7 protein-coding genes are annotated in these 11,552 nt (G+C 67.4%); 2 read left to right on the top strand and 5 right to left on the bottom strand.

Translation table 11 applies throughout. The features are described 5' to 3' along the window. Positions 1-21 precede the first annotated feature (21 nt). Together ACIBW7_RS29860 and ACIBW7_RS29855 are read left to right on the top strand one after the other, a co-directional pair. Positions 22-1,401, top strand: coding sequence for a DUF6002 family protein (locus tag ACIBW7_RS29860; protein WP_397052039.1), 1,380 nt, complete (start codon positions 22-24; stop codon positions 1,399-1,401). Beyond that, on the top strand, positions 1,398-2,180 hold the full coding sequence (locus tag ACIBW7_RS29855; protein ID WP_397052037.1) for a class I SAM-dependent methyltransferase: 783 nt from the start codon (positions 1,398-1,400) through the stop codon (positions 2,178-2,180). Before ACIBW7_RS29860 ends, ACIBW7_RS29855 begins: the two co-directional genes overlap by 4 nt. On the opposite strand, the gene ACIBW7_RS29850 is transcribed toward ACIBW7_RS29855, so the two are convergent. The 5 genes from ACIBW7_RS29850 to ACIBW7_RS29830 are packed head-to-tail and all read right to left on the bottom strand — an operon-like array spanning position 2,147 to position 11,547. Then, positions 2,147-3,394, bottom strand: coding sequence for an MFS transporter (locus ACIBW7_RS29850; RefSeq protein ID WP_397052035.1), 1,248 nt, complete (start codon positions 3,392-3,394; stop codon positions 2,147-2,149). The genes ACIBW7_RS29855 and ACIBW7_RS29850 overlap by 34 nt on opposite strands. Then, positions 3,391-7,428 carry a type I polyketide synthase gene (locus ACIBW7_RS29845; RefSeq protein WP_397052033.1) on the bottom strand — a complete coding sequence of 1,346 codons (4,038 nt, stop codon included), beginning with the start codon at positions 7,426-7,428 and terminating at the stop codon, positions 3,391-3,393. Before ACIBW7_RS29845 ends, ACIBW7_RS29850 begins: the two co-directional genes overlap by 4 nt. Beyond that, positions 7,425-7,676: an acyl carrier protein gene (locus ACIBW7_RS29840; RefSeq protein WP_397052031.1), complete on the bottom strand. Its 252-nt coding sequence runs from the start codon at positions 7,674-7,676 to the stop codon at positions 7,425-7,427. Before ACIBW7_RS29840 ends, ACIBW7_RS29845 begins: the two co-directional genes overlap by 4 nt. Continuing rightward, positions 7,664-10,579 carry a condensation domain-containing protein gene (locus ACIBW7_RS29835; RefSeq protein WP_397052029.1) on the bottom strand — a complete coding sequence of 972 codons (2,916 nt, stop codon included), beginning with the start codon at positions 10,577-10,579 and terminating at the stop codon, positions 7,664-7,666. Before ACIBW7_RS29835 ends, ACIBW7_RS29840 begins: the two co-directional genes overlap by 13 nt. Continuing rightward, complete coding sequence (locus ACIBW7_RS29830; protein WP_397052027.1) at positions 10,576-11,547, bottom strand: TauD/TfdA family dioxygenase; 972 nt, start codon at positions 11,545-11,547, stop codon at positions 10,576-10,578. The genes ACIBW7_RS29835 and ACIBW7_RS29830 overlap by 4 nt, the downstream gene beginning before the upstream one ends. Between the last annotated feature and the right edge of the window lie 5 nt (positions 11,548-11,552).

Genomic DNA, 11,552 nt, shown 5'->3' with positions numbered 1-11,552 from the left:
TGCGCCCGTATTGGAGAACCGATGGTGAATGCACGGACCGCACTTCCGGTGGATGTCGACGGCGACAGTGTGCTGGTCCGCTACTACGCGGAACTGCGCACGGCTGCCCGTCTCTACCGGTCGGAGAACGGAACGCCGAATACGCCGGGTCTGCCCATGGATCCGGAGCTTCCCGAGCTGACCGAGTCGCTGGCCCAGTTGCTGGGGAGTGCTCGGATGCGGATGATCGGGCTCGGTTCGCACGCGGGCCGGGAACTGCGGCTGCTCGACTTGCGCTGCACCGCGTCCACCCGGACCACGAAGACATTCGCCTCGGTGCTCATCGTGGCCAGGGCGGTGGCACATATCCAGCGGACCGGTGAGCGGATAATGATCGTGACACCGACATCGGCGAACAAGGGCACCGCATTGCGCGATGCGGTGCTGCGGGCGATTCGGCTCGGTCTGGTGTCGGCCGCGCAGCTGAGCATTGCTGTTGTCGTGCCCGCGGGGTCGCTGCCCAAGTTGTGGGCTTCCGAGCTGTCGCAGGACTCGGAGTTGTTGCAGCGCAACCCGATTCTGCTCTACGACGGTGAACAGTCGGACGGGGTCAAGGCGTTGGCCGCGGAGTTCGTGCGCACGGCCGCGGACTCCTTCGAGCGGGACCGGGGAGTCCGACTCTGGTACACGATGGACTTGGCCAATTACATCGTCGCCGATACCGCGCGGGCCTTCTTCGAGGCGGATGCGGCGGGTGCGCCGCCGCCGGCAGGGCGACTGCACGCGCATGCCGTATCGAGCGCGTTCGGGCTGCTCGGCTACCACCTCGGCAGGCGGGTGCGTCACCCCGAGGCCGACCCGCAGCATCCGCAATTCCTGCTCGTGCAGCACTTGGCCACACCCGACATGGTGACGAGCCTGCTTCGGGCGAAGTCCGGTGCCGAGATCGCGCCGCGCTACGTTCGCGACGAATCCACCGAAGCGTTTGTCCAACACGATGATCCGCACTTCCCGGCGATCACCGACAGTCCCACCGAGGATTTGGACAGCACCTTCTACACGCGCCGACCGGCCACGTCGCCGACGATGAACGCGATCATCGAACGCCACGGTGGCGACGGCATCGTGGTGTCGCGGCGGGAATGCCTGGCCCGCTACGACGAGCTACGCGTCCGGCTGGCCGTGGTGGACATCGCGCTGCCCGCCGACTCCGCCGCGCTGCGGGAATGGTCGCTGGTGATGGCTCTGACCGGCGTGCTGAATGCCGTCGACCGCGGTCTGGTGCCCGAGGGTGCGGAGGTAGTGGTGCACGGTTCGGGCAGCTACTCCACCGACGACTACGAGCCGCTGCCGCAGGCGTGTACCACGCCGGTTCGTACGGTGGCTGATCTCGAGGCGCCGTTGACCAAAGCGGCACTGTGACAAGGGAATCCGCCGAGCCCGACCGTGCGCCCGAGCAGGCGCCGCTGGCGGACGAGGCCCGGTACCGGCCGGTGTACGCCGCGGGGGACTGGAGCCCTACGCTCACCGCGATCTGGCAGCAGTGCTACGGCGCGGACCTCCCGGACGGCCTGGAACCGCTCGGCTTCAGTTCCGCCGGCGAGCTGGGTTCGTTGCGGCGCTGGCTGGACGTGGGACCAGGTGATCGCATCGTCGATGTAGGGTGCGGGCGCGGCGGGCCGGGCCTGTGGATCGCCCGGAACGCCGGGGTCGACCTGGTAGGCGTGGATCTGCTCCCGGAAGCCGTTGCCGCGGCACAGCAGCGGGCTCCGAAGCTGTATCCGGGCGGGGCGGCGACATTCGTCGTCGGGGATTTCCTGGACACCGGGCTGCCGACGGGCTCCTTCCAAGGCGCCGTGAGCATCGATTCGCTGTGGATGGTGCTCGACAAAGCCGCAGCGATGCGGGAAGTCGCGCGGCTGCTCGAACCGGGGGCGCGCTGGGTCTTGTCCACGTGGGAGCCGAGCTATCTGTCCTATGCCACGCTGCTGACGGCGGCGGGCTGGGAAGTGCTCAGCTGTCGGGAACCCGCGGGCTGGTATGAGCGGCAGACCGCAGTGTACGACCGGATCATCGATGCCGAACCGGCGTTGGTCGCGGAGCTGGGCACCGCGGCCGCGCGTGTATTGGTCTCGGAGGCACGGACCATGACGCCCACGTTGCGCGACTACCGCAGAGTGCTCGTCGCGGCGCGACGATAGGCCCGCAGCCCGGAATACCAGGCAACGATCGCCGCGCCCGCCACCAGCGTCCCCGCGCCGAGAAATACGAACCTGGGATCGCCACCGAGTGCGAGCGTGAGAGTTCCGGCGACTACCACACCTATCGGATCCACTGCCAGGAACAGCAGTTTCACGGTGCTGGTCACCCGCCCGAGCATATCGGCGCGCACCATCAATTGCCGCTGAGTGCGATTCACCAGGCTCGCGGCGACCAAGGCCCAGAGATAGACCGCGTTCGCCGCCGCCAGCACCGGCCAGGTGCGCGCCGAACTCATTGCGGCCGTGGCGACTCCGCAGATTACTACGCCCCCGGTGAAGACCACGACATGTCCGAGCCGGGATCCGAGCCAGGGCGCCGTCAGCGCGCCGACGAGCCCGCCCACACCGCCGGCGGCCACCACCACACTCACCAGCGAGGCGGCCAGCCCCAATGTGTCCTTGGCGTAGAAGAAGAGCAGCTTCTCCACGGCCAGACCGAAATTCACCACCATTTGCAATGCGGTCAGCACAACGAGAACCCGCATCGACAGCAGATACCGCAACCCGTCCCGGAATTCCCGCCAGATGTAGCGGATGCGCAGCGGCGAGACCGGCGCCGGCGCCGCGGACCGCAGTGACGACACCGCGAGCACACTCGCCAGCGACACCAGGAAGGTAATGGCGTTGACGAGCAATGCGGCATTCAGACCCACTGTCGCGGCCAGCGCGCCTACAGTGACCGGCCCCAGTATCAGCGCGAGCTGATTGCTCACTTCGAGCACCGAATTGGCCCGCAGCAGAACGTGATCGGCGCACAGATCCTTCACCGCCACCGTGACCGCGGTCTCGAAGAAGACATGACTCGCGCCCGCCAGCACACCTAGTGCGAGCAGCAGCGGCACGGTCAGGTGATCGGTTACGGTCAGCGCGTAGAGCGCGGCGAAAAGGCAGGCGCGCAGCGCATCCATGGCGACGAGCACCCGCCACGGACCGAATCGGTCCACGAGGACACCGGCGGGCACGCCTACACAGAGGTACCCGATGGTGACCGTGGCCGCCGATATTCCGGAAACGACCGGGCTGCTGCTCAGCTCGAGGGCCAACAGCGGCACCACCAATAGCGCGAGCCCGTCGCCCAGCAGCGATACCGCCTGACCGCCGAGAAAGAGCCTGACCCGGCCCGGCCATGCGTGCGCGGCTGGGCGCGTTGTCATACCCGGGGCACGGCCCGCAGCGCCATCGTTTCGGCGATGCGTTCCAAGCTGGCGATTACGGTTGCACGGTCCAGGCCGAAGTCCACCAGGCAGGCGATCTCGTCGACACCCATATCCGCCAATCGCTGTGCTCGGGAGCGGAAGGTGTCCGCGCCGCCGAGCAGCGCGCTCGATCCCCAGTACCGCGCGAAAGCGAAGTCCATCAGGGTCTCCCGGTCGGCGGGGGTGAGCCGGTCCAGGTCCAGATCGCCGAGCACCGCCTTGGCCGCGGTCTTGATGATCTCCGAGTTCGCCCAGAGGTATTCGCGGAAGGGCTGCTCCACCACCGCCCGAACCTCGTCGTCGTCACCCGCGCCCAGATAGGCGTGCACCATGACGGAGACGACACCTGCGGCCGGGTCGAGCCCCGCCTCCGCCCGTCCGGCCCGATAGGCGAGGATCCGCTCTTCCAGTTCGGTGACGTCCAGGTTGATCAGCGCGGTGAGCACGTGGTAGCCCGACCGTCCCGCCGCGGCGAAGGTCGCCGGATTGGTGGCCGCGGTAATCCACACCGGTAGTTCGGGCTGTACCGGCCGGGGAAAGGTGCGCAGGCGTACCCGTTCGCCCAAACCGTTGACGTCATCGATCGATTCGCCGCGCCACAGCTTGCGCACCTTTTCGACACGGTCCAGCATGACCTGCTGCTTGCGCTGGTAGGAGGCCTGGCTGAAGACGAAGTCGAGCGGCACGAATCCCGGCGCGAATCCGAGTCCGACCCGGCCGCCCGAGAGGTTGTCCACGATCGACCACTCCTCGGCGATGCGTGCCGGATGATGCAGTGGCGCAACGACACTGCCCGCACGCAACTGGATCCTGCTGGTACGGGTCGCGATGCCCGCTGCGAGCACCGAGGGGTTGGGAAACAGGTCGCCGAATTGATGGAAGTGGCGTTCCGGCGTCCAGATAGCGGTGTAGCCGAGTTCGTCGGCGCGCTGCGCGCAGTCGAGGATCAGCCCGTAGCGGTCGCCCTCGACGGAGTCGGCGGAGAAGAAGAACACGCTGAACCCAGGGCCCGACCGCGGGCCGGGCGCGGTGGCGGCGCCGTCGGATACGGAAACCGCCGCCGGGCAGGTCTGGACCGACAGGACGGTGGTGTCCGGCGAAGGCGCCGTTATGGCGGTGGGGGCCGCGGTTTCTCGGCCTGCCAGCAGGGCGGTCAGTTGCTCGATACTCGGGTTGTCGACGAATTCGCGCAACGACAGGTCCCGTCTCACCTTGGTGCGCAGAGCCAATACCGCCTGCACTGCCACCAACGAATCTCCGCCCGCGTCGAAGAAATTCGCGTTGTCGTCGAGCCGACGTCCGATCACGTCTGTGTAAGTGGAGCGAACTGACGCGAGCAGATCCCCGGCTTCCGGGTCCGTCTCTGATTGCGCGGGCACAGTAGCCGGTGCGGCGAGGGATCGCGGCGGTGCGTCGGATGGCCAATGGCGGGTGCGCTGGAACGGATAGGCAGGAAGGTCGACTTTGGTCGACGGTGTGTCGTGCTCCCATAGCCCCGTCCAGTCGACCGGCGCGCCCGCGGTCCACGCCGCCGCCAAGGCCCGTGACAGACATTCGGATTCGGATTCCGAGTCGCCGGGAGCGGGCAGTGCCGCGAGGATTGGAAGGCCTTCCGGCCGTGCGGGATCGCGCTGTGCCAACCTGCTCAGCGCGCGGCCGGGACCCAATTCGACCATCACGTTCGGACCCGATGCGAATACGGTGGCCAGCCCATCGGCGAACCGCACGGTGCGCCGCGTTTGTTCGACCCAGTAATCCGGACTCGTCGCTTGCTCGTCGGTGATCCAGGTGCCGGAGATATTGGACACGAAGGGAATGCTCGGCGGGTGCAAGGAGATACGAGCGAATTGTTCGCGCAGGCCATCGAGGCAGGTGTCGGTCATCCGGCTGTGGAAAGCTCGCGACACCGCAAGGCGTCGAAAGGGGATGCCCGCGCCGGTCAGGTCTGCGGCGACAGCGTCGATGACCTCGACGGGCCCCGAAAGCACACATGACTTCGCGGCATTGACGGCCGCCACATCCGCTCCCGCGGCAACAAACCGAGCGGCGTCTTCCTCGCTGATGGCGGCGGCGAGCATGGCTCCCGGCGCGAGTTTCTGCATGAGCTCAGCACGGGCCACCACCAGCGGCGCCGCGTCCTCGGCGGTCATCACGCCCGCGATCACCGCCGCGACATATTCGCCGAGGCTGTGGCCGATCATGCTCGTCGGCCGCACTCCGAGGTGCAGCCAGGTGCGGGCGAGCGCGTATTCGACCGCGAAGAGCGCGGGTTGGGCGACCAGCGTGTCGTCCACCCGATCCGGTTCGGACAGCAGTGTTTTCAGTGATCGGTCGGAAGCGGCGCTCAGCAGGTCGAGGCACTCGCGGTGCGCGTCACGGAAAACTTCGAAATCGGGCCACAGCCGCGTGCCCACGTCCGGGTACTGGCCGCCGTGGCCGGGAAAGACGAACGCTACCTTTGCCTTCGACACCGCGGCCGCGCCGGCCGCCGGTGTGTCGGCGAGCGCGGCCACCAGTTCGGAACGATTGCGCGCGAGCACGAAACGACGGTGCGGCAGTGCACTGCTGCCGATCTGCGTGGTGCGCGCGATGTCGGCTGGATCGGCGTCGGGGGCGGCCTCGAGGTGCGTGCGCAGGTCCCGGGCGCGGGCTGTCAGGGCGGTAGCGGAGTGCGCCGAGAGCGTCACCACATGACACGAACGTCCGGCGGACCGACGGGCGGTTTCGGCCCAACCTGCCAGCACGACATGGGCGTTGGTGCCGCCGATACCGAGACTGCTTACGCCGCAGCGCCGGTCCGCACGGGTTTGCGGCCACTGCGCCGCCGCCGCGTTGACCGCGAACGGGGACCGATCCCAGTCGAAGTTCGGATTCGGCTCCCGGAAATGCACTGTGCCCGGGATGATTCCGTGCTCCAGCGCGAGCACCGCCTTGATGAGGCCGGTTACGCCCGCAGTGGCGTCCAGATGTCCGATATTCGACTTGACCGAGCCGAGCAAACAGTCGCCGGGGGTGGCCGTACCGTCGCGGTGTCGCTCGAATGCCTCGGCCAGCGCTGAAACCTCCAGCGGATCGCCGATCGGCGTGCCGGTGCCGTGGGCCTCCACATATCCGATGTCGGTACTCGCGACACCGGCGCGCGCGAGCGCACGGGATACGGTCCGCACCTGGCCTTCCCAGCCGGGCGCGGCGTAGCCGACCTTGTGCCGCCCGTCGTTCTCGACCGCGGAACCGAGGATCACCGCGCGAATCGGATTGCCGTCGCGCACGGCGTCGGCGACGCGGCGCAGCACCACCGCGGCCACCCCATTGCCTCCGACCGCCCCGGTGGCGGCGGCGTCGAACGGGCGGCAATGCCCATCCGCGGCGATGATGGCGCCGTCCACATGTTCCTGCAGGGTCGCTTGCGGAAGGAATACGGTGGCGCCGCCCACCACCGCGACCCCGCAGTCGCCCGCCGCCAGCGCGCGGGCCGCGAGGTGCACCGCGACCAGCGACGACGAGCATGCCGTCTGCACGCCGATGCTGGGGCCGCGCAGGTCGAGCTTGTAGGAGGTGCGGGTAGCGAGGTAGTCCTTGTCGGTTGCCAGCAGGATGCGGTGCTGCTCGGCGGGATTCGCGTGCTGGAATCGGGTGAGCAGGGTCCGGAGCAGATATGTACTCGGACTGGCGGAGGCGAAGACACCGGTCTGCGCACCATAGCGGTCCGGTGGGCAGCCGCCGTGCTCCAGGGCATGCCATGCGCATTCCAGGAACAGCCGGTGCTGCGGATCGAGGAGTTCGGCCTCGGCGGGCGCGAACTTGAAGAACTCGGCGTCGAACAGATCGATGTCGGCCAGTACGCCGTAGGCGCTCGATCCCGGTGCGCCGTTTGCCGTGCGGATCAGCGACTCCTTGCCCGCCACTAGATTCCGCCAGAACTCGGGTACGTCGGCCGCGCCCGGAAAGCGGCCCGCCATACCCACCACCGCGATTGCATCGTCCGCCGTCATCGTGTCCTCCCGTAGAGGTAGTCGGCCAGCTCCGCCACCGTGGGATGACGGAAGAAGCTGATCAGCTCGGTGGTGATGCCCAACTCGGTGTCGAGGCGGTCCTTCACCATGAGCAGTTGGAACGACGTTCCGCCCAGATCGAAGAAGTTGTCATCCGGGCCGACCGCGTCGAGATCGAGGATCGCGCACCACATCCGGGTGAGGTATGCGGTGATGCCCGCGCTGGTCATATCGGTCAGCGGTTCCACTGGGCGAGCTCCTCCAGAAGGCGGTCGATGAACGAGGCGACGGTCACCCGGTCGAACAGATCGGTGCTGAACTCCACCACGCCGTCCAAAGCCGGTGTGGTGTCGTGGATCTCCACCGTGAGATCGGTGCGCGCGGCGTCCTGGAGCACCGGCTGCGATTCGATTTGCGTTGCGCCGAGGCGCAATTCGGCGCATGGGTCGGTTGCGAAAGTCAGGACGGACTGGAAGAGCGGCGTGCGGCCGAGGTCGCGCGGCGGGCGCACCGCCTCGACGATGCGCTCCAACGGAAGATCCTGATTCGCATACGCGCGCAGCAGGTTGCGGCGGACCCGGTTGAAAAGCTCCGACCGGCCGGGTGCACCGGAACAATCCGCCTTGACCGGAATGGTGTTGACGAAGAATCCGACGACATTGTCGACGGCGGCGGGGCCCCGGCCCGAAACCGCTGTGCCCACGACGAATCGGTCTTGTCCGCTGAGTTCGCAGAGCACTGCCTGGAATGCGGCCATCAGCACCATGTGCACGGTGCCGCCACAGCGCCGGGCCGCCGCGCGTATTCCGGCAGTGATGGCCGCGGGCACCGTGAAATGCAGGGATCGGCCCTGTGCGGTCCGGATGGTTGGCCGGTCTCGATCGGTCGGAAGGTCTAGGATCAGCGGCCAGTCGGCGAGTTCGGCGCGCCAGAAGGACGACTGGCCATCCCAGTGGCCCGCCTCGACCATGGCCCGCTGCCATTCCGCGTAATCGCCGTAGTGAACCGGAATGTCGGGCAGCGCGGGTACCGTCCCGGCCTGGAAGGCGTTGTAGCAGAACGATAATTCGCGGAACAGGACGTCGATGGACCAGCCGTCGGCTATGGCATGGTGCATCGCGAGCACCATCAGCTGATCGTCGGCGCTGAATCTCGCGACGGCAATGCGTAGCAATGGCAGCGCGCTCAGGTCGAACGGTGTGCCGGTTATCCGATCGACGAAATCCGCTGCGGCGGTTTCCGGGATATCTTCGACCTGGATCGATATCCGGAAGTCGGCTGCCACGATCTGTTCCGGGATGCCTGCGGTGTCGGCGAAGCGAGTCCGCAGGACATCATGCCTTTTTACAATCACATCGGCTGCCCGCTGCAGCGCCGCGAGATCCAAAGCACCCCGCACTCGGGCCGCCACCGGCACGGTGTAGGTGGTGCTGTCGGGCTCGAGCCGCTGCATGAACCAGAGGCGGTGCTGACCGAATGATGCGCGCGCGGGGATGCGTTCGGACGGGCCGAGTGGCACCGAAGTCGATTCGGCCGCAACAGGATTCGTGGCGGCAGCGAGCAGTTCGGAAAGCCCGGCGACGGTGGGCGCGCGCAGGAAATCGGCCAGCGCGATACTACGTCCGGTCCCGGCTTCGACCCGGCTCAGCAGCCGGATGGCTTGCAGCGAGTCGCCGCCGCAGGCGAACAGGTCCTCGTGCACGCCGACGGTCTCCAGGCCGAGCACTTGCACCCAGATGTCGGCGACGAAGCGCTGCAGGTCGGTTCGCGGACCGTCGACAGTCGTCTCGACGGGAGCGGCTGCGCGTGGGGTGACCGGCGCCGCTGGGCGGGCGTCCGTGCAGAGCGCGCGGCCCGAACCGGTCGCGATGTCATCCAACAGCCCCAGCAGTCCCGCGACCCATCCAGCGGCACGTTCGTGGTCGATGAGGGCGGCAGGTCGAATCAGATAGCCCTGCAATTGTTTTCCGTCGTCGTAGACGATGAGATCGAGGTCGGAATGGCAGCCGCCGGAGGGCGCCACCGGGACGTACTCGAGCTCGATGCCGGGCAGGCGGAGTTCGGCAAGCGGATGCGGGCTGTAGGTGAGGATCGCCTGGAACAGCGGAGTGCGCGCCGGATCCCGCGGTGGCCGGACCGCATCCACGATGTGGTCCAACGGCAGGTCCTGATGGGCGTAGGCGCGCAGCAACTGCTCCCGAACCCGGCCGAACAGCTCCGGAAACCTCGGCATGCCGGAGCAATCCGCTATGACGGGAATGGTATTGACGAAGAACCCGATCAGGTCCTCCACCGCTGCGGGGCTTCGGCCGGACACCGCCGTGCCGACGACGAACCGGTCCTGACCAGCGATATCGGCGAGCAGTGCCTGGAACGCGGCCATCAGCGCCATATGCACGGTGCCGCCGAGCCGGCGCGCAGCCTCCCGAATGCCCGCGACGGTCGGCGCGGGCACCGTGAACGCAATGGCTTCCCCGGCCGACGATCGCACCGATGGCCGTGGGCGGTCGGTCGGCAAATCCAGTATGAGCGGTACGTCTGCCAGTTCTGCGCGCCAGAACTCGGCCTGATCCGCCCACCGGCCGGCCGCGACGGCATCCTGCTGCCATTCGGCGTAATCGCCGTACTGCACAGCCAATTCGGGTGGATCCGGGATCGCGCCCGCGCGGATCGCCGTGTAGCTGTCGGAAAGTTCCTGCAGTAGCACTTCATACGATCTGCCATCGGTGATCGCATGATGCATGCTGATCGCCAGCAGGTGGTCTTCGTCGGCGAAGCGGGCGACGGCGATGCGCAGCAGCGGCGCGACCGCCGGATCGAATGGCGTGCTCGCGACCCGGTCCAGGAACTCCGATGCGGCGGACTCGGGTATCTGTTCGACCGCGACTCGCACCCGGCAGGAGTCGAGGACCACCTGTTCCGGTGTCCCGCCGCGATCGGCGAAACAGGTACGCAGCGCATCGTGTCGGTCCACCAGCAGATCGACCGCTCGCTGCCACGCCGCGGTGTCGAAGTTTCCGCGCAGGCGTATCGCCAAGGGCACGTTGGCGATCGGACTCGCGGGCTCCAGGCGCTGTGCGTACCACAACCGGCACTGCCCGAAAGATGCCGCGTAGACAGTCGCACCCTGTTGGGTGATGTCGCCGCTCATGTCATCGCCACCAGCACGCGGCGCGGACCGCGATACGGCATGCGGCCGTGCGCTGCCACCATATTGTCGACCACCATCAGATCGCCGCGCCGCCATGGGATCGTGAGCGCGCATTCCCGGTAGACCTCGTCGATGCGCCCGAGATCAGCCGCGGACAGCGGACTGCCGTCGCCGTGATAGGCGTTGCGGGGGAGATCACTTTCGGGATAGCTCAGCAGCAGTGCCTCGCGGATCTCCTCGTCCAGCGCCGACACGTGGAACAAATGGGCTTGATTGAACCACACCGGACTGCCCGAATACCCCTCGGTACGCCAGGCAGGCCGGTGGAACCGGGTTCGCAATACCGGGCCGTCCCACTCGCAATGCTGGCCGTGCCGGGCGCAATATTCCTCGACTTCGGACCGTGAATCGGTCTGGAAAGCCTCCTGCCAACCCAGCCCCAGCTCGTCACGGTAGGTCCGGGTGTAGACGATGCCATCAGCGAACCGCGTGCGGATATCGGCGTCGATCCGGCCGAACACCGCGCGACTGTCGGCGACCGGCGTCTGGCCGCCCTGTTCGGCGGGTGTGGCGCAGAGAAAGAACAGCGTCGCGGGCCAGATATCGGCGTAGGAGTTCTCGTTGTGTAGTGGAATCCGCTGGTCCGCAGGGTATTCCGTGGAAGTGTAGATATTGCCGTCGACGTGCGAGCGCGGCGTTGACCGGTCGCGATAGGGGAGCGCATCGCCGCCGACAGCGGTGACGATCTGCCCGAAGAGGTTCAGATCCACGGTCACCTCGCGCAGCAGCACCACACCGAATCGGGCCAGCGCGGCCCGTATTTGCGCGCGGTGCTCTCGCGCCCATCCGGGGATATCGACGAGGTCGTCCGGGAGCGGATAGACCGCCGCCGAGGTGATCCCGTTGCTTTCGAGCACGCCTGCGACCGGACCGAGATGGGCGAGTTCGGCGGGCAGTGCCGGTGCCATATCTT

This window comes from Nocardia sp. NPDC049526, assembly GCF_044465765.1.
Lineage (GTDB): Bacteria > Actinomycetota > Actinomycetes > Mycobacteriales > Mycobacteriaceae > Nocardia.
Note: the sequence above shows the minus strand (reverse complement) of the source record. Positions and strands in the feature narration are given on the sequence as shown.